Genomic DNA, 25343 nt, shown 5'->3' with positions numbered 1-25343 from the left:
CGGACCTCAGCGGCGCTCGGCGCGCTGCTTCGCCTCGACCGAGAGGTTCGCCCGCGGGAAGGCCTGGAGGCGCGCCTTGCCGATCGGCAGCCCGGTCTCCTCGCAGGTCGCGTACGTGCCTGCCGCGATGCGGTCGAGGGCGTGCGACGTCTGCGCGAGGAGGTCGCGCACGTTGTTGACGAGGGTCAGCTCCTGCTCCCGCTCCAGGGCGCTCGAGCCGGAGTCGGCCTGGTCGTCGCCCGCCCCGTCGCCGGAGTGTCGCAGGAGGTTCGAGAGCTCCTCGTCGGCGGAGGCGAGCTCCCCCTCCAGGCGCTCCTTCTCCGAGAGGAGCTCGACGGCGAGCTCCTCGACCTCCCGCAGGGTCCAGGGCTCCTCCCCGTCGCGCACGGGGAAGGACTTGACGTCCTTCGCGAGGTTCGGAAATCGGTCGCGCACGGCCGTTCGGGCCGCGGTGGTGAGCTTGGTCATGTCGCCCCTCCAAGTTCGAGTCACGCGAGAGTAGACGCAGCGGCCGGTACGCACAACACACCACGCCGGTCCGCCGAGGCGGGAAGACGCAGGTGCGAGGCGTACCGGCCGCTGCCGGACGGTCGACGCAGGTGCTAGATGCCGGGGGCGAGGTCGCTCGTGCGGCTCGCCCCGCCGACGTTGCTGCGCGGCGGGAGGGCGCTGCCCCGGTTGTCCAGGTCGCCCAGCAGGTTCTGGAGGTAGCTCTTGAGGCGCGTGCGGTAGTCACGCTCGAAGATGCGGAGCTCGTCGATCTTGCGCTCGAGGAGCGAACGCTCCTGCTCGAGCTGCGACAGCGTGCGGTGCGAGGTCTCCTCGGCCTCGCGCACGATGCGCGTGCCCTCCTCCTTCGCCTCCGCGATGAGCCGGTCGCCCTCCTCCTGGCCCGAGCGCACGTAGTCGTCGTGCAGCTTCTGGGCGAGCTGGAGCATGCCGGTCGCCGACTCCGGCTCGGCACCGTTCTTCGCGACGACGGCCTGCGAGATCGGCGCGACCGGAGCGGGCTCCGGCTCGGGCGCCTTGGGCGCCTCGACGACGGCGGGCTGCACCGCAGCGCTGGACGCGTCGGCCCGGCTGAGCTCGGCGATACGACGCTCCGCGGCAGCGAGCTTCGACTTGAGGTCCTCGTTCTCCTCCTGCACGGAGTTGAGGGTCCTCACCACCTCGTCCAAGAAGTCGTCGACCTCTTCGACGTCGTACCCCTCGCGGAACTTCGTCGCCGCGAACTTCTTGTTCAGGATGTCCTCTGCAGTGAGCAGTGCCATCGGTTCACCTCATAGCGTTTGCGTGTCGGTCCGGGCGACCTCGCGATCACCAGAGTCCAAAGTAGCGGAGATTGCCCGTGGGGGCCGGGAGCGGCCGCGCGTTCGCGCGCCGCGCGCCCGTGTGGATGACGTGACGGTCCGGCGTCCGGCCGGTCGCGGTCGGGGCGAACCGGACGTAGCGCACCACGTCCTGCGGGGCGCGCACCCGGAGCGCGTGACGTGCGTCTCAGAGCGACGACACGATCTGCGCAGCGATCGTCACCGCGAAGAAGAGGATGATGAACGCCAGGTCGAGGCGCACCTGCCCCAGCGAGAGCGGCGGGATGAGACGGCGCAGCGCGCGCAGGGGCGGGTCGGTCGCCGAGTAGATCACCTCGGCGATCACGAGGACGACGCCTCGTGGCCGCCACTCGCGCGCGAAGAACTGCACCCAGTCGAACACGAGTCGACCGATGAGCAGCAGCAGGTAGAGCCAGAGCAGGAATCCGACGATCCCTGTGATGAGGTCCCAGATCACGGGTCAACTGTGCCAGACGTTCGTCCCGCGACCGGGCACGGGACACGCGCCTCCCCTGCGCGCAGCAGAAGAGGGACGGACGTGTCACCACGTCCGTCCCTCCTGCCGTGCGGGCGCGTGCTCGGCGGGCGCGACGCGCCCCGCTCGTCGTCAGCTCTGGTTGTAGAACCCGGCGCGCCCGGGAGCCGGCGCGGCGGCCTGCTCCTCACCGGTGATCTCCACGTGCTCGGGCGAGAGCAGGAACACCTTGTTGGTGACACGCTCGATCGCGCCGTGGAGCCCGAAGATCAGACCCGCGGAGAAGTCGACCAGGCGCTTCGCGTCCGCGTCGTCCATGTCCGACAGGTTCATGATCACGGGCGTGCCACCGCGGAACGCCTCCCCGATCACGCGCGCGTCGTTGTACGAGCGCGGGTGCACCGTCGTGATCCTGCGCAGCTCGGCGGCCGACATGCTCGTCTGCGGCACCTCGCGCGGTCCGAGCGCGCGGTGCAGCGGCGTCACCTGGGCCTGGTAGTCGTGCGACACGTCCGCCCCCGTCTCGTCGAGCTCGTCGACGTACTCGTCCTGCTCGTCCTCGCCGCGATCATCAGCGAGGCCCAGATACAGCATGGTCTTGCGCAGCGCTCCCGCCATGGGCCTTGCTCCGTCCTCGATCGATCCGTCGGTCCACCGGCCGTCGGACCGGTGCGTTCACGCTAACCGAGGGCGTCGGACGAACAGGGGACGACACGCCCGGGGTCCTCAACCTCACCCGGAGGTCGAGATCGGGACCGTCACGCGACGGAGAGCGCCACCAGCCCGGCGAAGCGGCCGGTCGTCGTCCCGCCGCGCGCCGCGCGCCGGTGCGAGAAGAACCGGTCGTCCTCGATCGTGCACGCGTCGACGTGCACGACGTCCCCGACCCCCGCGGCGACGAGGTCGGCGACCACGCCTGCGGGCAGGTCGAGCGCGGGGGTGCCCCACGACGTCGTGGACCGCGTGGCCGGCCGCGCGAGCGCGACGTCGTCACGCATCGTCGCGGGGACCTCGTAACACCTCCCGCACGCGCTCGGCCCGACGGCAGCCCGGACGTTCCCGACCCGGGCACCCGCCGCGCGCATCTCCTCGAGGACCGCCGGGACGACGCCGTGCGCCAGACCTCGGCGGCCGGCGTGCGCGACCCCGACGACACCCGCGGCGGCGTCCGCGAGGAGCACCGGCACGCAGTCCGCCACGAGCACGCCGAGCCCCACGCCCGGTACGGTCGCGACGATCGCGTCGGCCTCGCCCACCGAGTCGACGGGCGCACCGTCCGCGTCCCGGGGCGGGGAGCCGAGCCGCACGACGTCGGTGCCGTGCACCTGGGAGGAGAAGGCGACCGGAGCCTCGAGCCACGTGGACGCGCGCGCACGGTTGCTCCGGACGCGCGTCGCGTCGTCGGTCACGTTGAGGCCGAGGTTGAGCGAGTCCCACGGTTCCGGTGAGACACCACCCGTGCGGGTCGTGAAGCCTGCGCGCACGCCAGGACCGAGATCCACCTCGAGCACGACGGGAGGGGCGGCGTCGAGGACGCCACCCCTCCCGTCGGACGCAGGGCGGGCGTTCATCGGGTCCGGCCCCGGGTCAGCACCGGATCACTTGAGGAAGTCGGGGACGTCGAGCTCCTCGACCTTGCGGCGCGCGGGCTCCTCGTCGAAGATCCGCGGCGGCACCTCGACGCCCGCGTTCTGGCCGCCCGGCACCGCGTCGGCGTTCTGGTTCGCCGCGTCGCCCGAGCCGACCACCGTGAACGTAGGGGCGGGCGTGGGCTGGACGGGGACCGGCCCCGAGCCGCCGTCGAGCGTGACGGGCACGTCGTCGGCCTCCGGCTGGATCGGCACCACGGGGCGGGGCAGCGTGTGGGCGCCCGTCGTCGGCGCCGGCGGCACCGGGCGCGCGGCCGGGACGACCGGGATCGCGCTCGTCGCCGGGCGCTGCGCCCCGGCCACCTGGCCGAGCGCGCGGGCGTCGCCACGGACCTGCGGCGCTCCGCCGTCGAAGCCGGCGGCGATGACGGTGACGCGCACCTCGTCACCCAGGGCGTCGTCGATCACGGCGCCGAAGATGATGTTCGCCTCGGTGTGGGCGGCCTCGTGGACGAGGCGCGCCGCCTCGTTGATCTCGAAGAGGCCGAGGTCGGAGCCGCCCTGGATCGACAGGAGCACGCCGTGGGCGCCGTCGATGCTGGCCTCCAGCAGCGGCGACGAGATCGCCATCTCCGCGGCCTGGACCGCGCGGTCGTCGCCGCGCGCGTTGCCGATGCCCATGAGGGCGCTGCCCGCTCCCTGCATGACGGACTTGACGTCGGCGAAGTCGAGGTTGATGAGGCCCGGCGTCGTGATGAGGTCGGTGATGCCCTGCACACCGGAGAGCAGCACCTGGTCGGCCTGGTGGAACGCCTGGAGCGCGCTGACGTTGCGGTCGGACATCGACAGGAGGCGGTCGTTGGGGATGACGATGAGGGTGTCGACCTCGTTGCGGAGGTTCTCGATGCCCTGGTCCGCCTGGACGGAGCGGCGGCGGCCCTCGAAGGTGAACGGCCGGGTCACGACACCGACGGTGAGCGCGCCCAGCGAGCGCGCGATCCGTGCGACGACGGGCGCGCCGCCCGTGCCGGTGCCACCGCCCTCGCCCGCGGTGACGAAGACCATGTCCGCGCCGCGCAGCACGTCCTCGATCTCCTCGGCGTGGTCCTCGGCGGCCTTCTTGCCGACCTCGGGATCCGCACCGGCGCCCAGCCCACGCGTCAGCTCGCGGCCGACGTCGAGCTTGACGTCGGCGTCGGACATGAGGAGCGCCTGCGCGTCCGTGTTGATGGCGATGAACTCGACGCCCTTGAGGCCGACCTCGATCATCCGGTTGACGGCGTTCACGCCCCCACCGCCGATGCCGACCACCTTGATCACTGCTAGGTAGTTCTGCGGAGTTGCCACGTCAATGCCTCTCGATCGGTCAGCCCTGAACCTTCACCCTCAACTAGAGGGTTATAGTTATGTCAGGTCGTTCATGGGTCGACCGTAGGTGTCGACGTGCCCATCATCAACGACCGCCTCGCGCGTGTCGGGTTTCGCCTCCGCGGCGCTTCAATGCTGCTCATCGCGTCACCGGCATCGTGGGCGCCGAGACGTCGAAGAGCGTCACGCCCGCGTTCTCCGGGACCGCCCGCAGCGTCTGGAGGACGCGCACCTTGAGCGCCGCCTCCTCCGAGCTCCCCCACTCCACCACGACACCGTCCCGGAGCGTCATCCGGACCGCGTCGCGGGTCGGGGCCGAGACCTCGGCGACCTGCGCGTGGAGGTCCGCCGGCAACGCGTTGAGGAGCACGAGGGCCGCGTCGAGCGCCTTCGCCCCGCGCTCGTCGAGCGGGGCGTCGATCTCAGGCAGGCCCTCAGGGACCGCCGGGTCGGTCCGGACCTGGACGCCGTCGGCGTCGAGGAGCGCGAACCCGCCGTCCACCGGGACCGCGACCACGGGCTCGCGCGACTCGAGCACGACGCTCAGCCCCGTGGGCCAGGACCGGCGGACCTCGACGTCGCGGACGCCGTTGAGGGCCAGGACCCGCTCGCGCAGCGCGACCGTGTCCAGCCGCGGCAGCGGCACCCCCGCGGACTCCGCCACGACGGTCTCGACCTGGGCCGGGTCGATCACCGTGCCCTCTCCCGAGATCGTCACGTCCTCCGGGTCGAGCCCGAGCACCGAGGAGAAGAAGGCGACCCACACGAGCGCGGCCACGACCAGGACGCCCGCCGTCCACCCCAGCACGCGGGTGCGCACCCGGTGCCGGCGCATCGCGTCGCGCTCGGCCAGGCGCTCGGCCATCCCGTGGGACACCACGCCGACCGGGGCCGTCGGCGTCCCGCGCGGCGCGGTCGGCGTCCCCGCGCCACCGCCCCGCCCCCGGCCGCTCGGCGGTCCCGTCGCCGTCCGGCCCCTCGGGCGCTCGGCGGACGACGGCACGAGCTCGCGCCCGGACGCGGCCACCCGCCGGACCGGTCGCGTGGGCGTCTCCTCGGCCGGAGCCCGGGGAGCCGGCGTGGACGTCCCGGCCCGCGACGCCCCCGGAGCCGGCGGCCGCGCGGCACGCTCCCCCGCGCCCGACCGGTCCGGTCGGGGCGCGGAGGGTCGGGGCCGGGGCGGGGGACGCATCAGGCCTCGCCCCCTCCGGTGGAGCCGGCGCCCGCGGCTCGCTCGGCGATCCGCGCGAGGACGACCGTGCCCAGCTCCGTCACGTCGCCGGCGCCGACCGTGAGGACGAGGTCGCCCGGCCGCGCGGCGTCCGCGACGCGGTGGGCAGCCTCGACCCGGTCCTCCACGGCCGCCACCACGACATCGGGGGCGTCCATCAGGTCGGTGATCGTGTGCGCTCCGACGGTCGGGTCGGGGTCCTCGCGCGCCGCGTAGACCCCCGTCACGACGACCTCGTCCGCGGCGCCCAGCGCGTCGGCGAACTCGCGCGCGAACGTCGCGGTGCGCGAGTACAGGTGCGGCTGGAAGAGCACGAGCACCCGGCCGCCCGCAGCGACGGGTCGCGCGGCGGCCAGCAGCGCGGCGACCTCGGTCGGGTGGTGCGCGTAGTCGTCGACGACGCGCACCCCGCCGGCCTCTCCCCGCGCCTCGAACCGGCGCCCCGTGCCGAGGAAGCCGTGCGCCGCCGCGACCGCCGCCGACGCGTCCACGCCGAGCACGACCGCCGTCGCGACCGCGGCCGTGGCGTTGAGCGCGTTGTGGTGGCCGGGCACGCGCAGCCGGAGCTCCAGCCCGTCGAGCGCCGCGGTGCCGACGGCCCCCGTCAGCGACGCCTGCACCCCTGCCCGCCCGCCGTCGGTCGTGGGACGCACGTCCGACACGCGGACGTCCGCGTCGGCGGAGGTGCCATACGTCACGACCGCGCCCCCGCCCTCGGCATGGGCGGCCGCGAGCGCCCGGGCCCCCGGGTCGTCTGCGCACGCGACGAGCGTCCCGCCCGGGACGATCCGTGCCGCGAAGTCGACGAACGCCTGCTCGAACGCCGCGCGCGACCCGTAGTGGTCGAGGTGGTCCGGCTCGACGTTCGTCACGACGGCGACGTCGGGCGCGTAGTTGAGGAACGAGCCGTCGGACTCGTCCGCCTCGGCCACGAGGACGTCCGACCCGAGGTGGCCCCCGGCGACGGGACCGTCCGCGGTGAGCACCGTGCCCCCGATCGCGAACGACGGGTCGAGTCCCGCACCGCGCAGGACCGTCGCGATCATCGCGGACGTCGTCGTCTTGCCGTGCGCGCCCGCGACCGCGACCGACCGGCCGCGGGCCATGAGCGACGCGAGCGCCTGCGAGCGGTGCAGCACGCGCAGCCCCGCGGCGCGTGCGGCGGCGAGCTCCGGGTTCGACTCGCGGACCGCGCTCGAGACCACCACGGTGTCGGCGTCCGCGACGTGGTCGCCGTCGTGCCCCACCCAGACCCGCACGCCGTCGGCCCGGAGCGCGGCGAGCGTCTCGCTCTCGCGCGCGTCCGAGCCCTGCACGCGGACACCGTGGGCGGCGAGGAGCCGCGCGACCACCGACATGCCGGCGCCGCCGACCCCGACGAGGTGGACGGTGCCGAGCTCCTCGAGCGGGACCGGGGCGGCGGCACCTCGGGTCGTCACGAGCGCGCCCCGGTCTGGCCGGCGGCGACCGCCTCGGCGACGAGGTCGGCGACGCGCGCCGCGCCGTCGCGCACACCTGCCCCCGCGGCGGCGCTCGCCATCGCGTCGAGGCGCGTCGGGTCGCCGAGCAGCGCCGGGACCTCGCGCGCGACCCAGGCCGCGTCGAGCTGCGCGTCGTCGACGAGCAGGCCACCGCCCGCGGCGACGACCGGGCCGGCGTTGAGCCGCTGCTCGCCGTTGCCGATCGGCAGGGGGACGTACACGGCGGGGATGCCCAGGGCGGCGAGCTCGCCCACGGTCCCGGCGCCCGCGCGGCACACGACCAGGTCCGCGACGGCGAGCGCGAGCTGCATCTCGGCGAGGTACTCGCGCACGTCGTACCGCGCACCGGGTCGGACCGCGACGGCTGCCGCGCCGGCGTCGCGGACGGCGGCGTCCTTCCCCTTGCCCGTCAGGTGGAGCACCTGCGCGCCCGCACCGAGGAGCGCGTCGGCCGCCCCGGAGACGGCCTCGTTGAGGCTCTGCGCCCCGAGCGACCCGCCCGTGACGACGAGCGTGCGCCGACCCGGGTCGAGCCCGAGGCGCGCCGCGGCGTCCGCCCGCACGGCCCCGGCGTCGGCCGCGCGGGCGGCCACGAGGTCCTGGATCTCGCGGCGCAGCGGCAGGCCGGTCACCACGCCGCCCTTGAGCGGCGTGCCCTCGAACGTCACCCCGACGCGAGCGGCCCACCGGGCGCCGAGCCTGTTGGCGAGCCCGGGCCGCGCGTTCTGCTCGTGGATCACCACCGGGACGTCACGGCGGCGCGCGGCGAGGTAGGCAGGGGTCGACACGTAGCCGCCGAAGCCCACGACGACGCGCGCGCCCGTCTCGTCGATGACGGCGCCCGCGGCGTCGACCGCCGACTTGAGCCGCCCCGGGAGGTTCACCCACTCGGCGCTCGGCCGTCGCGGGAGCGGGACGCGCGGCACGTGCCGCAGCGGGTAGCCGCGCGCGGGCACGAGGTCGTCCTCCAGCCCGCCCGCGACCCCGAGCGCGGTCACCACCACGCCGGGCTCACGCGCCCGCAGCTCGTCCGCCACCGCCAGGAGCGGGTTCACGTGCCCCGCCGTCCCGCCGCCTGCGAGCACCACCGAACCGATCGTCGTCACGTACCTCGTCGTCCTTCCCTGCGGCGGGTGCCGCGTCCTGGCTGTGGTCTGAAGCTGTGGGCCCGGGAGCCGGGCGTCGCCCGGTCCCCGGGCGAGGGTCATCGCGCGCGGCGCCGGGGCCGGGCCGCCCGGCCGACGACCGCGAGCGAGCGCCGCACGACGCTCCCCCGGGCCGCCAGCGCCTCGGCCGCGCCGGGCTCGGTGCGTGCGAACGAGATCACGACGCCGAGCGCGGCCATGGTCGTCACGAGCGCCGTGCCTCCGGAGGAGACGAGCGGCAGCGGGACGCCGATCACGGGCAGGAGCCCGATCACGACGCCGATGTTGATGAAGGCCTGCCCGACGATCCAGCAGCCGATGGCCGCCGTGGCGATCTTGACGAAGGGGTCCGGGTGGCGTCGCACGATCCTGCTCATCGCCAGTCCGAGGACCACGAACAGGCCGAGGACGAGCAGGGTCCCGAAGAGCCCGAGCTCCTCGCCGATCACGGCGAAGATGAAGTCGTTGTGCGCCTCGGGCAGGTACAGCCACTTCTCCCGGCTCGCGCCGAGCCCCACGCCCGTCAGCCCCCCGGTGCCGAGCGCCCACTGCCCGTGCAGGGACTGGTAGCACTCGCCGAGCGGGTCCGTGCACTCCCCGTACGCCGACGCGATCCGGCCGAGGCGGTCGCCGCCCTCCTGGAGGTAGATCAGCCCGTAGCCCACGGCGAAGGCCGCGACCGCCGCCCCCAGCCCGAGCAGGCGCGCGCTCGCCCCGGACACGACGAACGCACCGGCCGCGAGCATCATGATGACGAGCGCCGTGCCGAGGTCGTGGCCGGCCAGGACGAGGCCGACGACCGCGAGCGCCCCCGGCACGGCGGGCACGAGGACGTGCCGCCATTCGCCGAGCAGCCGCTGCTTGCGGCCGAGGACCACCCCGAGCCAGAGCGCGAGCGCGAGCTTCGCGAGCTCGGAGGGCTGGAACCGGAACCCTCCGATCGGCAGCCAGTTCTGGTTGCCGCCGGTCGCGTCGCCGAACACCACGACGGCGGCGAGCAGGCCGACGGCGACGACCAGGCCGGGCCAGGCGAGGCGCTTGTACCAGCGGACGGGGACGCGCGTGGCGATCAGCAGGACGGGGAGGCCCATGAGCGCGAACCGCGCCTGCTCGACGAACGCGCCGAACGGCGACTTGCCCGCCGCGATCTGGGTGACGGCCGAGCTCGAGAACACCATGACGAGCCCGATGATCGTCAGCAGCGCGGTCGCACCGACGAGGAGGTAGTAGCTCGTCACGGTGCTGTTCCACTGCCCGAGCCAGGGCCGCTCGGTCGGGGCGGCGGTCGTGCGCGGGCGCGCCTCGCGGCCCGTCGGCGCCTTCGTCCGGCCTCGCGTCGTGCTGCGACCCGCGCCCGTGCGAGGGGTCGTGCGCGCCGACGGCGCCCCTCGTCCGTTCGCGGTCTGTGTCATGGCCGGGCCGGCCTACCCGTGGTCGGGGCGCAGCGCGCGCGCCGCGTCGGCGAACGCGTCGCCGCGCGCGGCGTACGAGCGGAACTGGTCCATCGACGCACCGGCCGGGGCGAGCAGCACGGTGTCGCCGGCCTGCGCGAGGCGGCGGGCGGAGTCGACGGCACGGGGCATCACGGTCCCAGTGTCGCCAGGATCGACGCGGACGACCGGGATATCGGGCGCGTGTCGGGCGAGCGCACCCGAGAACGGCTCCGCGTCGACGCCGATGAGCACCACGGCCCGCAGCCGGTCGGCGCGCGCGGCGACGAGCTCGTCGAACGAGGCGCCCTTCGCGAGGCCGCCCGCGACCCACACGACCGTCCCGGGCGCGAACGACGCGAGCGACGCGGAGGCCGCGTGCGCGTTCGTCGCCTTGGAGTCGTCGACGTAGGCCACGCCCTCGACCGACGCGACCTGCTCGATGCGGTGCGAGCCCGTCCGGAAGGCGCGCAGCCCGTCGCGCACGGCCACGGCAGGCACGCCGTGCGCTCGGGCCAGGGCGGCCGCGGCGAGGGCGTTCGCCACCACGTGCGCGGGCACGATGCCGTCGGCACCGGCCAGGTGGGCGAGGTCGCCCAGCGTCGCGAGCTCGGCGGCGTGCGTGTGCCGGTCGGGCGCGTCCGCGGGAGCGTGGAACGCGCGGTCCACGAGCACGTCCTCGATGACGCCGAGCTGGCCGCGGGCCGGCGCGCCGAGCGTGAAGCCGACGGCGCGCGCGCCCTCGACCACGTCGGCCTCCCGCACGAGCGCCTCCGTGCGGGGGTCCGCGGCGTTGTAGACGCACGCGACCTGCGCGTCCTCGAAGACCCGGCCCTTGTCCGCGGCGTACGCGTCGATCCCGCCGTGCCAGTCGAGGTGGTCCGGGGCGACGTTGAGCACCGCACCCGCCTCGGGCGACGTCGTGTGCGTGAAGTGGAGCTGGAAGCTCGAGAGCTCCACGGCGAGCACGTCGAGCGTCGGGTCTCCCGCCGCCTCCACGACCGGAGTGCCGACGTTGCCCACCGCCGCGACGCGCAGGCCCGCGGTCCGCAGGATCGTCTCGAGCATCTCGACGGTCGTCGTCTTGCCGTTCGTCCCGGTCACGGCGAGCCAGGGCGCCGGACGCCCCGACGGGCCGTCGACGCGCAGGCGCCACGCGAGCTCGACCTCGCTCCACACCGGCACGCCCCGCTCGCCCGCCGCGACGAGCAGCGGGTGGGACGGCGGCCAGCCGGGCGAGACGACGACGAGGTCGGTCGCCGCGAGGTCGACGTCGTCCGCGTCGCGCAGGTCGGCGCCCTCGGCGCGGTCGTCGAGCGTGACGACGGCGGCGGCCCGGGGCGCGAGGGCGGCGGCTGCGGCCCGACCGGAGACGCCGAGGCCGGCGACGACCACGCGCGCCTCCTCGAGCGGGACCGCGAGGTCGTGACGGTCGCGAGCCACTAGCCGACCACCCACTCGGCGTAGAAGATGCCGATGCCGAGCGCGGCGAACAGCCCGGCGATGAGCCAGAAGCGGATGACGATGGTGACCTCGCCCCAGCCCGACAGCTCGAAGTGGTGGTGCAGCGGGGCCATCTTGAACACGCGCCGACCGGTCATCTTGAAGAAGCCGATCTGGATGACGTCGGAGAGCACGATGATGACGAACAGGCCGCCGATGATGAGCGCGAGGAACTCGGTCCGGGTGAGGATCGAGAGGCCGGCGAGCGCGCCGCCGAGGGCGAGCGAGCCGGTGTCGCCCATGAAGATCTTCGCCGGGCTCGCGTTCCACCACAGGAAGCCGAAGCACGCGCCGACGATCGCCGCGGCGACGATCGCGAGGTCCTGCGGGTCGCGCGTCTCGTAGCAGCTCGGTCCTGCCGAGGCGAGGCGCTGGCACGTCTGGTTGAGCTGCCAGATGCCCACGAGGACGTACGAGCCGAACACGATGAGCGAGACGCCCGTCGCGAGGCCGTCGAGGCCGTCGGTGAGGTTCACCGCGTTCGACCACGCCGTGATGAGGAAGTTCGCCCAGATCACGAACAGGATCAGACCGACCGTCGCGCCCGCGAACGCGAGGTCGAGGTTCGTGTCGCGCAGGAAGGAGATGCGCGTGGACGCGGGCGTCCGACCGTGCTCGTTGGGGAACTGGAGCGCGAGCACCGCGAACGCGATGCCGACGGCCCCCTGGCCGACGATCTTGGCGCGCGCCGTGAGCCCGAGGCTGCGCTGCTTGCGGATCTTCGTGAAGTCGTCGAGGAACCCGACGATCCCGAGCCCGGTCATGAGGAACAGCACGAGCAGGGAGGACACGCTCGGGAACCGCCCCGAGACGACGTACGACATCGCCCAGCCGAGCAGCGTCGCCCCGATGATGACGACCCCGCCCATGGTGGGCGTCCCGCGCTTGGTGAAGTGCGCCGTCGGGCCGTCCTGGCGGACGAACTGCCCGTAGTTGCGGTGGACGAGGAACCGGATGAACAGCGGCGTCCCGAAGAGGGCGACGAGCAGGGAGACGCCCGCCGCGACGATGATCGCGATCATGCGCGGTCACCTCCGGGCGCGTCCGCACCAGCCGCGGCCAGCTCGTCGCCGAGCCGCCACAGCCCGGACCCGTTCGAGGCCTTCACGAGCACGACGTCCCCTTCCCGCAGCTCGTCGCGCAGCAGCGCGGACGCCGCCTCCACGTCGGGGACGAACCGGGTCTCGTCGCCCCACGACCCCTCCTGGGTCGCGCCGTCGTGGATGCCGCCGGCGCCCTCGCCGACCACGACGAGCAGCTTGACGTTCAATCGCACCACGAGCCGGCCGAGGTCGTCGTGAGCGACGCGCGAGTCCTCGCCGAGCTCCAGCATCTCGCCGAGCACGGCGACCGAGCGCCGGTCGCGCCCCGCCATCACGGCGAGCGCCTTGAGCGCAGCACGCATGGAGTCGGGGTTGGCGTTGTACGAGTCGTCGATCACCGTCACGCCGTCGGGCCGCTCGGTGACCTGCATCCGGTGCGGGCTCAGCGCACGGGCGTCGGAGAGCCGCGCGGCGACGTCGGGCAGCGCGACGCCGAGGCGCAGCGCCGCCGTCGCGGCCGCGAGGGCGTTCGTCACGTGGTGCTCGCCCACGAGGCCGAGGGTCGCGCGCGCGCGCGTCTCCTCGGCCGGCTGCGCGCCCCCGGAAGCCCCCGGACGCACGCGCAGCGTGAAGGACGCGCGGCCGGTGCGGTCGATCCCGAGGTCCTCGGCGCGCACGTCGGCGGCGGGGATGGTGCCGAACGTGACGACCTCGCCCGGCGCGACGTCGGCCATCGCCGCGACCCGGAGGTCGTCGGCGTTGAGCACCGCGACCCCGCCCGGCGCGAGCCCCGTGACGAGCTCGGACTTGGCGCGGGCCACGGCCTCGATCCCGCCGAACTCCCCGAGGTGGGCGCTGCCCACGACGAGGACGACCGAGACGTCGGGGGGCGCGATGCGCGTGAGGTAGGTGAGGTGGCCGACGCCGCTCGCGCCCATCTCGAGCACGAGGAACCGCGTGGACTCGTCCGCCTCGAGCACCGTGAGCGGGAGCCCGATCTCGTTGTTGAACGAACCGCGCGGCACGACCGTCTCGCCCTCGGGCCGCAGCAGCTGACCCAGCAGGTCCTTGGTCGTCGTCTTGCCCACGGAGCCGGTCACCGCGACGACGCGCAGGTCGCCGCGCTCGCGCAGCGTCGCGAGCACGTGCCGGGCGAGCTCGCCGAGCGCGGTCTGGACGTCGTCGACGACGACGCACGGCACGTCGAGCTCGCGCGCGGCGAGGACCAGGGACGCGCCGGCGGCGACGGCCCCGGGCGCGAAGTCGTGCCCGTCGACGTGCTCGCCGGGCAGCGCGACGAAGAGCGATCCCGGCGCGACCCGGCGCGAGTCGACGACGACGGGCCCCCCGACCCGCACCTCCGGGTCGGCGGACAGCCGTCCGCCGGTCGCTGCGGCCACCTGCGCCGCAGTGAGCTCGATCATGCGTGGTGCTCCTTCAGGTCGTCGGGGGTGTCGTGGGGTGCGCGGGCCGGGTCCCGCTCCTCGAGCGCGGCGCGCGCCTCGACACGGTCGTCCAGGGGGTGGTCGACGCCGGCGATCTCCTGCCACACCTCGTGGCCGCGGCCCGCGACGAGCACCGTGTCCTCGGGGCCGGCGGCGGCGATCGCCTCGCGGATCGCCCGGGCGCGCGGCGCGACCTCGAGCACGACGACGTCGCGCGGCTCGGGCGCGGCGGCCGCCGCCTCGCGCGCGGCGTGCGCGCCCGGCAGCACCTCCGCGCGGATCGCGGCCGGGTCCTCGCCGTGCGGGTCGTCGTCCGTCACGACGACGACGTCGGCCCCCTCGACCGCGACGCCGCCCATCGTGGGCCGCTTGCCGCGGTCGCGGTCGCCCGTGGCACCGAACACGACGACCAGACGGCCCGGCGTCGTGGGGCGCAGCGCGTCGAGGGCGAGCGCGAGCGCGTCCGGGTTGTGGGCGAAGTCCACGACGACGCGCGGACGGTGCGGGGGGCGCGAGACGACCTCCATGCGTCCCGGGACCGCCGGGGCGAGCCCGCCCGCCGCCTCGAGCGCCGCCTCCACGTCGCGCGGGTCGGTCCCCGCCTCGAGCACGAGCGCGAGGGCGAGGGCCGCGTTGGCGACGTTGAACGCGCCCGGCAGGGCCGTCGTCGTGCGCACGCTCCGGCCGTCACGGTGCCGCAGCGTGAACGCGGAGCCGCCCGCTGCCGAGGGCTCGACCTCGTGCACGGTCCAGTCCGCGTCGGGCTGCTGGTCCTCCGGGCTCCGCGCGCCGACGCGCAGCGTCGCGACCGGGATGCGGGCGGCCGCGACCATGCGCTCGCCCCACGCGTCGTCGACGACGACGACGCCACGGCGGGCGTGCTCGGGAGTGAAGAGGAGCGCCTTCGCCTCGAAGTACTCCTGGAGGTCGCCGTGGAAGTCGAGGTGGTCCTGGCTGAGGTTGGTGAAGCCCACGACGTCGAACACGAGCCCGTCGACCCGGTGCAGCGCGAGCGCGTGCGACGAGACCTCCATCGCGAGGGTGCGCACGCCGTCCTCCCGCATCGCCGCGAGCAGCGCCTGGAGGTCGGCGGCCTCGGGCGTCGTGAGCCGGCTCGGCAGGACGCGGTCGCCCGACCGCATCTCCACCGTGCCGATGAGCCCGCCCTTCCAGCCGAGCGCGCGCAGCGCGTGGTCGACCAGGTAGGTGGTGGTGGTCTTGCCGTTCGTGCCGGTCACACCGAACGTCGTGAGGTCCTGCGCGGGGCCGCCGTAGACCCACGCGGCGACCGGGCCGAGCAGCGCACGCGGGTCCGCGGCGACGAGCACGGGGACCTCGAGTCCCGCCGCGGCCACGAGCGCCGCGCCCTGCTCGTCCGTGAGGACGGCGTGCGCCCCGCGCGCGACGGCGGCGGGCGCGAAGCGTGCCCCGTGCGCGCGTGCGCCGGGGAGGGCGACGAAGAGGTCGCCCGCGTCCGCCGTCCGGTCGTCGGAGGCGACCGACCACACCTCGACGGCACCCGGCGCCGACGGGCCGCCGGGCCCGCCACCTGCGCGGACGTCGAGACCAAACCGTGCTGCCAGGTCCTCGACCGACCGACGGGTGGTCGCGGCAGGACGAAGGCGGTCGATCGGGGATGTCACGTGTAGAACCTACCGTGCCGGGGCCGCGACCCTCGCAAGCCGTCCTGCCCCGGGCACCGCAGCGGCGCACGCTTCACGGGACCTTCACCGACACCGTCACGGACGACGCGACGGCCTCGTGGCGCGAGGTCGGCCGCCGGGGTGAGGTTCACCACGTCGTCGGGAGCGGCACGTACGGCTCCGTGCTCGGCTGCACGCCCTCGTGCTCGAGCGTGAAGCCCATGATCTCGCTGAACACGGGCGCCGCGACGACACCGCCGAAGATCGACGAGTGGGGGTTCTTGAGGAACACCGACACCGTGTACCGCGGGTCGTCCGCGGGCGCGACGCCGATGAACGACGCCATGATCCCCGACAGCCGTCCGTCCGCACCGGCGGCCTCCGCGGTGCCCGTCTTGCCGGCGACGCGGTAGCCCGGCACCGCCGCGCTCGAGCCCGTGCCCTCCTCGACGACCGACTCCATCATGTGGAGCACGGTGTCCGCCGTCTCCTGCGAGACGACGCGCACCGGGTCCGGGCGCTGCGCCGCGACGAGCTCGCCGTGCTCGTCCGTCGTGCCCGCGACGATGCTCGGCGTCGTGCGCACCCCGCCGTTGGCGATCGTCGAGAACACGCTCGTCGCCTGGACGGCGTTCACGGACACGCTCTGGCCGAAGAGCACGGCGTACTCGGTCCGGCCGTCCCACGCGTCGGCGGGGTGCAGGATCCCGGCGGACTCCCCCGGCAGACCGAGGCCCGACTTCTCCCCGAACCCGAACTTGCGCAGGTAGTCGTAGCGGACCTGCTTGGGGATCTTCTCCCCGACCTGGACCGTCCCGGTGTTCGAGGACTCGGCGAGGACCCCCGCGAGGGTGAGCCGCTGCACCGGGTGGTCGTGCGAGTCCTTGAACGTCTGCCCGTTGGGCGTGGTGTAGCGGTCGGGCACCTCGAACTGGGTCGCGGCGTCGGCATAGCCGCCCTCGATCGCGGCGGCCATCGTGACGACCTTGCCCGTCGACCCGGGGTCGAAGACGTTCGACACCGCGCGGCTCGGCCGGGCGACGGCGTCCGTGGTGCGGTCGTTCGGGTTCACCGTCCCCGAGTCCGCGAGCGCGAGGATCTCGCCCGTGCGCGTGTCCTGCACCACGGCGATCGCGTACTCCGCGCCGGTCTCGCTCACCGCGCGGTCCACCGAGTCCTGCGCCTTCCACTGCACGTCGCGCGAGACCGTGAGCTGCACGTTCCGCCCGGGCACCGCGTCCACGACGTCGCACCGGCCGGTCGGGATGACCTGGCCGCCCAGCCCGGCCTCGCACTCGCGCGACCCGGAGACGCCGGCGAGGACGTCGTCGTAGGACGCCTCGACACCGCCGCCCCCCGACTGCTCCTCGTTGACGAACCCCACGAGGTTGCCCGCGACCGTGCCCGCCGGGTACGTCCGTTCGCTCGTCATGGTGGTGCGCACGTAGGCCGAGAGCTGGAGGTCCGTGATCTGGCGCTGCACCTCGGGCGTGACGTCCTTGGCGAGGACGACGTACCGCGACGTCCCGTTGAGCTGCGCGGCGAGCTCCGGGGAGGACTTCCCGAGGATCGGGGCGAGCAGCTTGGCGACCCCCACGGCGCCGCCCTCCTCGAGCGGCTCCCCGTCGACGAGGTCGGCGCTGCGGGGCTCGAACTCGGCGATCGTCTTCGGGTCCGCCGCGACCGTGTACCGGTCCACGGACGTCGCGAGCACCACGCCGTCGGCGTCGGTGATGTCGCCGCGGTGGGCCAGGAGGGTCGAGCTGCGCGTGCGGTCGTCGCGCGCGTCGGCCGCGAGCGCCGGCCCGCGCAGCACCTGGACGTTGACGAGCTGGCCCACGAAGACGGCCGTGACCACGCCGGCGACGACGATGAGCCAGCGCTGGCGCCGCTCGGGGCGGCCCGGCTCGCGGGTCGCCCGCGCGGGGCGGGCCGGCGGGCGGCCGCCGCTCCGCGGCGAGCGGGAGGCGGACGTCCTCGACGGGCGGGCGGTCGTGGTCGTCGACGGACGGGCGGTCGCCGCGACGCGCGTGCTCGCGCCCGCGGCGCTGCGCCCGTCGCCGGAAGCACCACGGCCTCCCGGCGAGGGCCGGGAGGCCGTGGGGGCGGGGCGGGACCGCTGCGTGCTCGCCGCGGGTCGCGACCGGCGGTCGCGTCCGGCTCCGGTCTTACCCGTCACTGCCCGGCCTCCTCCTGCGCACCACCGAGGACCGTGCCGTCGGACAGCCGGACCATCGCCGGGTCCTCCGCGGGGACCATGCCGAGGGAGGCCGCGGTGTCCGGCAGCGAGGTCTTCTGGGCGTCGACCTGCGCCTGCAGGCTCTGCGTGTCCTGGGCCACGCGGCTCTCCTCCCGCCGCAGCTCCGACATCTCGTAGGAGTTGCGCGCCATCGTCGTGTTCACCAGGAGAGCACACAGGAGCGCGGCACCGAGGATCGACATGCAGACGACGAGGAACGGGATCTTGGACCGCGCCTGGAGCGGCGCCCGGACGAGCTCGAGACGCGAGCGGAGCGCGCGCTCGGACGCGCCGCCCGGCAGCGCGGTGAGCGACGGGCGCGGGGCGGGCGTCGGGCGCGCCGTGCGCGGGAGCGGGCGGGCGGCGGTCGACCTCTGTGCGCTCATCGTGTCCTCTCCCCCGGGTCGTGCGGTCGGTCGGTCGGTCGGTGCGTCGGGCGGCGGTGCGGCGGCGTGGGCCGGGTGCGCTCCGCGGCACGGAGCCGCACGGACGCCGAGCGCGGGTTGGACTCCCGCTCGGTGGCCGACGCCTCCTCCGCGCCCCGGGTGAGGAGCCGCAGGTACGGCTGGTCCTCCTCCGGCACGACGGGCAGCCCGGGCGGCGCGCTGATCGTCGCCCCCGCGGCGAGCACGCGCTTGACGATCCGGTCCTCGAGCGAGTGGTACGACTCGACGACGAGGCGCCCGCCCACGGCGAGGACGTCCACGGCAGCCGGGACGGCGCGCTCGAGGACCTCGAGCTCGCCGTTCACCTCGATCCGCAGCGCCTGGAAGGTCCGTTTGGCCGGGTTCCCACCCGTCGTGCGCGTCGCGGCGGGGATCGCACCGCGCACGACCTCGACGAGCTCGGCGCTGCGCTCCCACGGCCGCTGCTCGCGACGCCGGACGATCGCCCGGGCCACGCGCTGGGCGAACCGCTCCTCGCCGTAGTCGCGCAGGATCCGGGTGAGCGCGCGCTCGTCGTAGGTGTTGAGGACGTCGGCGGCGGTCGGGCCGGTCGTCGGGTCCATGCGCATGTCGAGCGGTGCGTCGTGCGCGTAGGAGAAGCCGCGGTCGGCCTCGTCGATCTGGAGCGAGGAGACCCCGAGGTCCATGAGCACGCCCTGGACCGGTGCGCCGACGACGTCGGCCACGACGTCGCCGATCTCGTCGTAGACGGCGTGCACCGCGCGGAACCGGTCACCGAACCGCTCGAGACGGCGCGACGCGCGGGCGATGGCCTCGGGGTCGCGGTCGATGCCGACGACGCGCGCCGTCGGGACCTGCTCCAGGACGGCCTCGGTGTGCCCGCCCATGCCGAGCGTGCAGTCGACGAGGACGGCGCCGGGCTCCGCGAGCGCGGGGGCGAGGAGGTCGACGCAGCGCTGGAGGAGGACCGGGACGTGCCGCTCGGCGGCGTCGTCGGGGGTGCTCGTCATGTCCGTCCTCCTCTCCGTGCTGGTCGTGGCCGGGTCGTCCCGTCCGGTGGTGCGCCTCGTCCGACCGGTCCCGTACGGTCAGGTCTCCCTCCGCGTCCTTTCTGGCGCCGGGGAAGTGCGTCAGACCGGGCGGGAGGAGGCCTCACCGTGCGGGAGCCGTGGGTCGAGCCCTAGAAGCGCAGGTCAGGGAACACCTCCTCCGCGGTGTCGGAGTACGCCGACTCCTGCTCCGCGAGGTACGTCTCCCAGGCCTGCGCGTCCCAGATCTCGACCCGCGTACCGGCGCCGATCACGGCGACGTCGCGATCGAGCCCCGCGTACGCCCGCAAGGGCCCGGGGATCGAGACGCGTCCCTGCTTGTCCGGGATCTCGTCGCTCGCTCCCGAGAGGAAGACGCGCAGGTAGTCCCGGGCCTGCTTGCTCGTCACCGGCGCCTGCCGGATCTGGTCGTACATGCGCCGGAACTCGTCCATCGGCAGCAGGAACAGACAGCGCTCCTGCCCCCGCGTCATGACGAGACCCGGTGCGAGCCGCGACCGGAACTTCGCGGGGAGGATGAGCCTCCCCTTGTCGTCCAGCCGTGGCGTGAAGGTGCCCAGGAGCAGGCCGGAGGAACCGCCGAGCACGTCGTCCACGAAGCCGGACATACACCTGGCACCTCCCCTCCTGCTCCCTTCTCCTCCACGGTACTCCACTTCCCTCCACCGCTCTCGGTGAATCCACGGGCTTTCACCCGCCTTCGCAGGATCTCCGCAGGTCACGCGGGGTGGAGCGGGGTGGAGGGGAGCACTCCCCATGGCGCGTCGCGACGCCGGTCCGGGGGCGAGCGCGCGCTGTGGCCGCGCGGCCTGGGCGGCGTCCGGCCCTCGCGCCGGCGCTCGGCGCTGAGCCGGTGGTCCACTAGGCTCTTCCCACCCGCGGTCTCCCTGGTCCGCGGCACTGCGCCACCGACGACGGAGGTCTCCGTGCTCCCCGACATCGCCCCTGTCGCGCCCTCCGACGAGCCCGGGGGCGACGCCCTCGCCGGACTCGACGAGCTGGTCGAGACCACGGGCCGGATCCGCTCCGGCATCGAGTCCGTCGTCACAGGCCGTCCCGATCTCGTGACCGTCACCGTCGCCGTCCTCCTCGCCCAGGGCCACCTCCTCATCGAGGACGTCCCCGGCGTCGGCAAGACGACGCTCGCCAAGGCGCTGGCCCGTACGATCGACTGCAAGGTCGGCCGCATCCAGTTCACGCCGGACCTCCTGCCGAGCGACCTCACCGGCGTCAACATCTACCGTGCGGCGAACCACGAGTTCGAGTTCCGTCCAGGACCGGTCTTCTCCAACATCGTCATCGGCGACGAGATCAACCGCGCCTCGCCCAAGACGCAGTCGGCGCTCCTCGAGTGCATGGAGGAGGGTCAGACGACGGTCGACGGGACCTCCCACCCGCTGCCGAGCCCCTTCCTCGTCGTCGCCACGCAGAACCCCGTCGAGATGGAGGGCACCTACCCTCTGCCGGAAGCGCAGCGCGACCGCTTCATGGCGCGCCTGACCGTCGGCTACCCCGACGTCGACGCCGAGCTCCGGATGCTCGACCGGCAGGAGTCGGACAACCCGCTGGCCCACCTCCGCCCCGTGACCACGGGCGCGGCCGTCCTGCGGTTCGCCGAGGTCGCGCGCGCCGTCTACGCGTCGACCGCCGTCAAGCGGTACGTGCTCGCCCTCGTCACCGCGACGCGCGAGCACCCGGGCCTCCGGCTCGGTGCGTCGCCCCGGACGACGCTCCAGCTCCTGCGCGCGGCGAAGTCCCTCGCGGCCATGGCAGGGCGCGACCACGTGCTCCCCGACGACGTGCAATACCTCGCGGTCCCCGTGCTCGCGCACCGGCTCGTCATCACGACCGAGGCCCGGCTCTCGGGCCAGGACGCCGAGGCCGTCGTCGCGTCGATCGTGGCGCAGACGCCGATCCCCGCCCTGGACGCGACCGAGCGACGCTGACGTGCGCGCCCCGTCGTTCCTCGCGCGGCTCCGCGGCAGGGGCAGGAGCCTCGCCAGCGCGCGCCTGACCCGCCGCGGCACGGCGGTGCTCGTCGCCGGTGCCGCGCTCGCCGTCCTGGGCGTGACGCTCGGCCTGCCCGACCTCGTCGGGCTCGGCGTCGCCGGAGCGCTCGCCGTCGGCGCCGCCTGGTGCTGGATGGCCGTCCGCCGGATCGACCGCGGTCGTGGCGCGCTGCACGTCACGCGCCGCGTCCAGCCGAACCCCGCCGTGCGCGGGCAGTTCACGACGGCGCGCCTCACGGTCGCGGCCACGCGGGCGACGTCGTCCACGGCCACGACGCTCGCCCGTCTGCGGATCAGCGAGCAGGCGGCGCACGAGCTGTGCGACCAGGGCTCCCTGCGGGCACAGGTCGCGACGGTGGGCGACCACATCGCGGTCCGCTACCGCCTGCGCCCGCTCCGCCGCGGCCGGTGGCCGCTCGGCCCGCTCCTCACGACGCGGGTCGACCTCTTCGGTCTGGTCAGCGCGACCCAGGAGCTCGGCGACCCCACCGCCGTCGCGGTGTGGCCGCGCACGGTCGAGCTGCCCGTCCGCGGGTCGCGTGCGTTCGGTGAGCACGAGCGCTCCGCGTCGGGTGCTCGGCTCGCGTCGAGCGACGACTCCGTGCTGCGCGACTACGTCGCCGGCGACGACCCGCGGCGCGTGCACTGGGCCAGCGCGGCCCGGCACGGCCAGCTCATGGTCCGCGCGGACGAGAGCGCTGGCCTGCCGCCCGTCAGCGTCCTCCTGGACCGCGGGCTCCTGCCCCACCCGGAGCTCGCCGCCTCGAGCCCACGCGCCCTCGCCGACGGAGAGTGGGCGGTCGAGTGCGCGGCGTCGATCGGCGTGTCCCTCCTCCAGGCCGGGCACCCTGTCCGGCTCGTCCCGACGTCGCTCGCGCCGGTCGTGTCGGGCACGGGCTTCCGCGTCAACCGCTCGGGCGAGGGACCGGCCGACCTCCTGGACGCCACCGTCGACCTCCACGGGCACCACGTCGTCGCGGACGCCGACCGCTCCGTCGTCGCGACCTCCGAGGCGCTGCGGCGGGACCGGCGCCCGGGTGAGATCACCGTCGCGGTGCTCGGCCCGCTCGGCTCCGTCGCCCGGCACACGGTCGCGGCCATGGCCGGGGACGGCCTGCACCGTGCGCTGGTCGTGAGCGCACGGCCCTGGGCGCCCGAGCACGCCGACGCGCTCGAGACCGTGGCCGCCCTGCGGTCCACCGGGTGGCACGCGGCGCTCGTCGACCCGTCGGCGTCCCTGGAGCACGCCTGGACCCTGCTCGTGGAGGGCTCGCGATGACCACGTCCCGACCGGACACCTCGAACCCCGTCGGCTTCCGCGTGCTCGCGACGAGCGGGCTCGTCGCCGTCGCCGTCGTCGCGTCGACCTACGCGCTCGGGAGCGTCATCGGGCCGGGTGGCTGGACCGGCACCGCGGTGCGCACCGTCGCGGTCCTCGCGCTCGTGACCGGGATCTCGCGCTACGCCCTCGAGCGGGGCCATGCGGCACGGGGCGAGGCCCTCGCCCCTCCGGCCGCGCTGCTCCCCTCGCTTGCAGGTCTCGTCGTCGGCCTCTGGGCCCTGCTGGGGCTCTACGGGGGCCCGACCGACCGCTTCTCCCTCCTCATCGGCCTCTCCAACGTCGACCGGGTCCTGTCCCGGCTCTCCACCGCGCGGGACCTCACGCTCGCGGAGGTCGCCCCGATCGACCCGAGCCTGCCGATCGCGCTCATGGCGGTCGGGGGCGCGGTCGTCGTCTTCCTCGTCGCCGACCTCATGGCGGGCGGGCTCCGCCTGAGCGCCGGGGTCGCGCTGCCGCTCCTCGCCCTGTGGATCCCGGGGCTCGTCATCATGGGCGAGATCCCGCCCCTGGCGTTCGTCGTGACCGTGGCCGCGCTCGTCCTGCTCCTCGCGGTCGACAACCCGCACCGCACCGTGCGCCGCGGCGCGTCCGCGCGCCGCGCGGAGGACCGCGCGGCCGGCGGCCTGCGCGCCGCCGGCGCGCTCGTCGTGGCGGTCGCCGTCGCGGTCGTCTCCCTGGGTCTCGGTTCGGCGAGCGCCTCGCTCCCCGAGGTCGCGTCCGCGTCGTGGTCTCGGCTGTTCTCCTCGACCGGGCAGACGGTACGGCTCTCCGACGACCTCGACATGCGGCGCGACCTCGCGGAGCGCTCGGGCGAGGTGGTGCTGCGCTACCGGACCGACGCGGACGAGGTGGGTCCGCTCCGCGTGTTCACCCTCACGGGCTTCGACGGCACGAACTGGCGGCGCGGCGCGGACCGCGACGGCACACCGATCGAGGGCGCGGACCAGGTGCTGTGGCCCACCGACCCGGCAGGTGTCGAGGAGCCCACGTCCGTGCGCGTCACGCTCGAGTCGCTGCGGGACACCAAGCTCCCCGTCCCGACCGAGCCCCGCACCGTGGACATCGACGGCGACTGGTCGTACGACGACGTCCGCGACGAGGTGCTCGGGGACCATCCCACCGGCGCGGGCACCGCGTACGAGCTCGCGGTCTTCCCCCGTCCGCTCGACGCGGCGTCGCTGCGCGGGGCGACGGGCGCGGACCCGGACGACCCCAACTACCTCGACGTGCCCGCGACCGAGCACGAGCAGGACATCCGCGACCTGGCCGCCACCGTGGTCGACGGGGCGCCGACGCGCTACGACCAGGCGCTCGCCCTGCAGACCTACTTCCGCGACGTCTCGCAGTTCACCTACTCGACCGAGGTGCCGCCGGGCGACTCCGGCGACGCGGTCTGGGACTTCCTCCAGGACCGGACGGGCTACTGCGTCCAGTTCGCGACCTCGATGACGATGATGGCGCGGACCCTCGGCATCCCCGCACGTCTCGGCGTCGGGTTCCTGCCGGGCGAACGCGTGGACGACGCGAGCTTCCAGGTCACGGGTCGCGACTCCCACGCCTGGCCGGAGCTCTGGTTCCCGGGTCAGGGCTGGGTGCGGTTCGAGCCGACCCCGGCCCAGCAGACGGGCCCGACCCCGCGGTGGGCGACACCCGTGGCCGTGACGCCGGGGGGCCCGGGAGACCCGGGCAACGTACCGACGCCGGGCGCGACGACCGCGGCCCCCTCCGCGCCCGCGAGCCCGGTGCCCACCACGCCCGGCACGGGCGGGACGATGAGCGGCGCTCAGGACGACGGCGCACCCTGGCTGCTCGTCGTGGGCGTCGCGCTCCTCGTCGCGCTCGCCCTCGGCGGGGTGCTGTGGCTCGCGCTGCGTCGACGGTCCGAGACGCAGACCCTGCGGGACGCCGAGGACGCGTGGGCCGAGCTCAGCGACCGGCTCGGGGCGCTCGAGGTCCGGTGGCCGACGTCGACGACACCCCGGCGCGTCCCCGCGGCGGTCGTCGCGGCGCTACAAGCTCGTCGCGGACAGCACCCGCGGGACGAGGACGTCGCCGAGGCGCTCGCCGGGCTGGCGTCGGCGCTCGAGGCCGAGCGCTACGCCCCGGAGCCGCGGACGGTCGCCCGACCCGACAGGCTCCAGGAGCTCGTCGACACGGCGGTCGAGGCTGCCGAGGAGTCGCTCAGCGACCGTCCTGCTCGCGCCGACGGTCCCAGCGCTCTTCCAGTCGGCTGAGGAACGGCTTGCGGGCCGGCTTGCTCGGCGCGGCCGGGCGGACGGTGCCGTCCGCCTCGACGGTCCCCACCGGTCCCTTGCGCGACGAGCGCGGAGACTGGAAGACCAGGACGACGCCCCCGAACATGAGGACGAAGCCGATCACCCCGAGCCAGGTCTGCGAGAGCGCAGCACCCAGCACGAGGAGGAGGAGGCCGCCGACGACGCCGACTCCGGCCAGGACATAGCGCAGCGCCGAACGTCGTCGTGGCGCCTGGAGCGTGTTCGCCAACCGCGGGTCGTCCGAGGTGAGCGCGCGCTCCATCTGCTCCAAGACCCGCTGCTCGTACTCAGACAGAGGCATGAGCACCCCGTTTCTCCACGGTGGTCGTGTGTCACC

22 protein-coding genes are annotated in these 25343 nt (G+C 74.7%); 3 read left to right on the top strand and 19 right to left on the bottom strand.

Annotated elements, in window-relative coordinates:
- Positions 1-6: 6 nt before the first annotated feature.
- The 18 genes from ACFVN3_RS09420 to mraZ form a co-directional block, all read right to left on the bottom strand.
- Entirely contained in the window at positions 7-468 is a 462-nt protein-coding gene (locus ACFVN3_RS09420; protein ID WP_378232531.1) for a TraR/DksA family transcriptional regulator, read from the bottom strand.
- A 134-nt stretch (positions 469-602) separates the two neighbouring features.
- Complete coding sequence (locus tag ACFVN3_RS09415; protein WP_378232530.1) at positions 603-1271, bottom strand: DivIVA domain-containing protein; 669 nt, start codon at positions 1269-1271, stop codon at positions 603-605.
- A gap of 226 nt (positions 1272-1497) precedes the next feature.
- A complete protein-coding gene (locus ACFVN3_RS09410) occupies positions 1498-1788 on the bottom strand; it encodes a YggT family protein (protein ID WP_378232529.1) in 291 nt (96 codons plus the stop codon).
- A 150-nt stretch (positions 1789-1938) separates the two neighbouring features.
- A complete protein-coding gene (locus ACFVN3_RS09405) occupies positions 1939-2424 on the bottom strand; it encodes a cell division protein SepF (protein ID WP_047234000.1) in 486 nt (161 codons plus the stop codon).
- 140 nt (positions 2425-2564) lie between these two features.
- Positions 2565-3377 (bottom strand): peptidoglycan editing factor PgeF, encoded by an 813-nt coding sequence (gene pgeF, locus ACFVN3_RS09400; RefSeq protein ID WP_378232528.1) that lies wholly within the window; start codon positions 3375-3377, stop codon positions 2565-2567.
- Positions 3378-3404: 27 nt separating this feature from the next.
- On the bottom strand, positions 3405-4742 hold the full coding sequence (gene ftsZ, locus ACFVN3_RS09395) for a cell division protein FtsZ (protein WP_378232527.1): 1338 nt from the start codon (positions 4740-4742) through the stop codon (positions 3405-3407).
- Between the two features lie 160 nt (positions 4743-4902).
- Positions 4903-5628: a cell division protein FtsQ/DivIB gene (locus tag ACFVN3_RS09390; protein WP_378232526.1), complete on the bottom strand. Its 726-nt coding sequence runs from the start codon at positions 5626-5628 to the stop codon at positions 4903-4905.
- A gap of 326 nt (positions 5629-5954) precedes the next feature.
- Positions 5955-7433, bottom strand: a complete 1479-nt coding sequence (gene murC, locus ACFVN3_RS09385) for a UDP-N-acetylmuramate--L-alanine ligase (protein ID WP_378232525.1) — start codon at positions 7431-7433, stop codon at positions 5955-5957.
- Positions 7430-8581: an undecaprenyldiphospho-muramoylpentapeptide beta-N-acetylglucosaminyltransferase gene (murG, locus tag ACFVN3_RS09380; RefSeq protein ID WP_378232523.1), complete on the bottom strand. Its 1152-nt coding sequence runs from the start codon at positions 8579-8581 to the stop codon at positions 7430-7432. Before murG ends, murC begins: the two co-directional genes overlap by 4 nt.
- Positions 8582-8679: 98 nt before the next feature.
- On the bottom strand, positions 8680-10032 hold the full coding sequence (locus tag ACFVN3_RS09375; protein ID WP_378232522.1) for an FtsW/RodA/SpoVE family cell cycle protein: 1353 nt from the start codon (positions 10030-10032) through the stop codon (positions 8680-8682).
- A gap of 12 nt (positions 10033-10044) precedes the next feature.
- On the bottom strand, positions 10045-11493 hold the full coding sequence (gene murD, locus ACFVN3_RS09370) for a UDP-N-acetylmuramoyl-L-alanine--D-glutamate ligase (protein WP_378232521.1): 1449 nt from the start codon (positions 11491-11493) through the stop codon (positions 10045-10047).
- On the bottom strand, positions 11493-12575 hold the full coding sequence (gene mraY, locus ACFVN3_RS09365; RefSeq protein WP_378232520.1) for a phospho-N-acetylmuramoyl-pentapeptide-transferase: 1083 nt from the start codon (positions 12573-12575) through the stop codon (positions 11493-11495). Before mraY ends, murD begins: the two co-directional genes overlap by 1 nt.
- Positions 12572-14020 carry a UDP-N-acetylmuramoyl-tripeptide--D-alanyl-D-alanine ligase gene (gene murF, locus ACFVN3_RS09360; RefSeq protein WP_378232519.1) on the bottom strand — a complete coding sequence of 483 codons (1449 nt, stop codon included), beginning with the start codon at positions 14018-14020 and terminating at the stop codon, positions 12572-12574. The genes mraY and murF overlap by 4 nt, the downstream gene beginning before the upstream one ends.
- Positions 14017-15684 carry a UDP-N-acetylmuramoyl-L-alanyl-D-glutamate--2,6-diaminopimelate ligase gene (locus ACFVN3_RS09355; RefSeq protein WP_378232518.1) on the bottom strand — a complete coding sequence of 556 codons (1668 nt, stop codon included), beginning with the start codon at positions 15682-15684 and terminating at the stop codon, positions 14017-14019. Before ACFVN3_RS09355 ends, murF begins: the two co-directional genes overlap by 4 nt.
- Positions 15685-15832: 148 nt before the next feature.
- Positions 15833-17863, bottom strand: a complete 2031-nt coding sequence (locus ACFVN3_RS09350) for a penicillin-binding transpeptidase domain-containing protein (protein ID WP_378232517.1) — start codon at positions 17861-17863, stop codon at positions 15833-15835.
- Positions 17860-18309, bottom strand: coding sequence for a hypothetical protein (locus ACFVN3_RS09345; protein ID WP_378232516.1), 450 nt, complete (start codon positions 18307-18309; stop codon positions 17860-17862). Before ACFVN3_RS09345 ends, ACFVN3_RS09350 begins: the two co-directional genes overlap by 4 nt.
- The gene (rsmH, locus tag ACFVN3_RS09340) at positions 18306-19340 is read right to left on the bottom strand and encodes a 16S rRNA (cytosine(1402)-N(4))-methyltransferase RsmH (RefSeq protein ID WP_378232515.1); all 1035 of its coding nucleotides are present in this window, start codon (positions 19338-19340) and stop codon (positions 18306-18308) included. Before rsmH ends, ACFVN3_RS09345 begins: the two co-directional genes overlap by 4 nt.
- A gap of 170 nt (positions 19341-19510) precedes the next feature.
- Positions 19511-19945: a division/cell wall cluster transcriptional repressor MraZ gene (gene mraZ / locus ACFVN3_RS09335; RefSeq protein WP_378232586.1), complete on the bottom strand. Its 435-nt coding sequence runs from the start codon at positions 19943-19945 to the stop codon at positions 19511-19513.
- A 372-nt stretch (positions 19946-20317) separates the two neighbouring features.
- Here mraZ and ACFVN3_RS09330 point away from each other — a divergent pair, with 372 nt between their 5' ends.
- The 3 genes from ACFVN3_RS09330 to ACFVN3_RS09320 are packed head-to-tail and all read left to right on the top strand — an operon-like array spanning position 20318 to position 24964.
- Entirely contained in the window at positions 20318-21325 is a 1008-nt protein-coding gene (locus ACFVN3_RS09330) for an AAA family ATPase (protein ID WP_378232585.1), read from the top strand.
- Position 21326: 1 nt separating this feature from the next.
- Positions 21327-22667 carry a DUF58 domain-containing protein gene (locus ACFVN3_RS09325; RefSeq protein WP_378232514.1) on the top strand — a complete coding sequence of 447 codons (1341 nt, stop codon included), beginning with the start codon at positions 21327-21329 and terminating at the stop codon, positions 22665-22667.
- Positions 22664-24964: a transglutaminaseTgpA domain-containing protein gene (locus ACFVN3_RS09320; RefSeq protein WP_378232513.1), complete on the top strand. Its 2301-nt coding sequence runs from the start codon at positions 22664-22666 to the stop codon at positions 24962-24964. The genes ACFVN3_RS09325 and ACFVN3_RS09320 overlap by 4 nt, the downstream gene beginning before the upstream one ends.
- Here the strand turns inward: ACFVN3_RS09320 and ACFVN3_RS09315 are convergent.
- Positions 24912-25307, bottom strand: coding sequence for a DUF3040 domain-containing protein (locus ACFVN3_RS09315; RefSeq protein WP_047233786.1), 396 nt, complete (start codon positions 25305-25307; stop codon positions 24912-24914). The two genes, ACFVN3_RS09320 and ACFVN3_RS09315, sit on opposite strands and share 53 nt — an antisense overlap.
- Positions 25308-25343 lie beyond the last annotated feature (36 nt).

The organism is Cellulosimicrobium sp. NPDC057862 (genome assembly GCF_042797035.1).
GTDB lineage: Bacteria > Actinomycetota > Actinomycetes > Actinomycetales > Cellulomonadaceae > Cellulosimicrobium.
The sequence above is the reverse complement of the archived record's forward strand: the minus strand, read 5'-3'. Positions and strand labels throughout refer to the sequence as shown.

What these genes read in the sequence shown, in the direction of transcription:
- ACFVN3_RS09420 (WP_378232531.1), bottom strand. Translation starts at nt 468, where the DNA reads ATGACCAAGCTCACCACCGCGGCCCGAACGGCCGTGCGCGACCGATTT.
- ACFVN3_RS09415 (WP_378232530.1), bottom strand. Translation starts at nt 1,271, where the DNA reads ATGGCACTGCTCACTGCAGAGGACATCCTGAACAAGAAGTTCGCGGCG.
- ACFVN3_RS09405 (WP_047234000.1), bottom strand. Translation starts at nt 2,424, where the DNA reads ATGGCGGGAGCGCTGCGCAAGACCATGCTGTATCTGGGCCTCGCTGAT.
- pgeF (WP_378232528.1), bottom strand. Translation starts at nt 3,377, where the DNA reads ATGAACGCCCGCCCTGCGTCCGACGGGAGGGGTGGCGTCCTCGACGCC.
- ACFVN3_RS09390 (WP_378232526.1), bottom strand. Translation starts at nt 5,628, where the DNA reads ATGGCCGAGCGCCTGGCCGAGCGCGACGCGATGCGCCGGCACCGGGTG.
- ACFVN3_RS09375 (WP_378232522.1), bottom strand. Translation starts at nt 10,032, where the DNA reads ATGACACAGACCGCGAACGGACGAGGGGCGCCGTCGGCGCGCACGACC.
- mraY (WP_378232520.1), bottom strand. Translation starts at nt 12,575, where the DNA reads ATGATCGCGATCATCGTCGCGGCGGGCGTCTCCCTGCTCGTCGCCCTC.
- murF (WP_378232519.1), bottom strand. Translation starts at nt 14,020, where the DNA reads ATGATCGAGCTCACTGCGGCGCAGGTGGCCGCAGCGACCGGCGGACGG.
- ACFVN3_RS09345 (WP_378232516.1), bottom strand. Translation starts at nt 18,309, where the DNA reads ATGAGCGCACAGAGGTCGACCGCCGCCCGCCCGCTCCCGCGCACGGCG.
- rsmH (WP_378232515.1), bottom strand. Translation starts at nt 19,340, where the DNA reads ATGACGAGCACCCCCGACGACGCCGCCGAGCGGCACGTCCCGGTCCTC.
- ACFVN3_RS09320 (WP_378232513.1), top strand. Translation starts at nt 22,664, where the DNA reads ATGACCACGTCCCGACCGGACACCTCGAACCCCGTCGGCTTCCGCGTG.
- ACFVN3_RS09315 (WP_047233786.1), bottom strand. Translation starts at nt 25,307, where the DNA reads ATGCCTCTGTCTGAGTACGAGCAGCGGGTCTTGGAGCAGATGGAGCGC.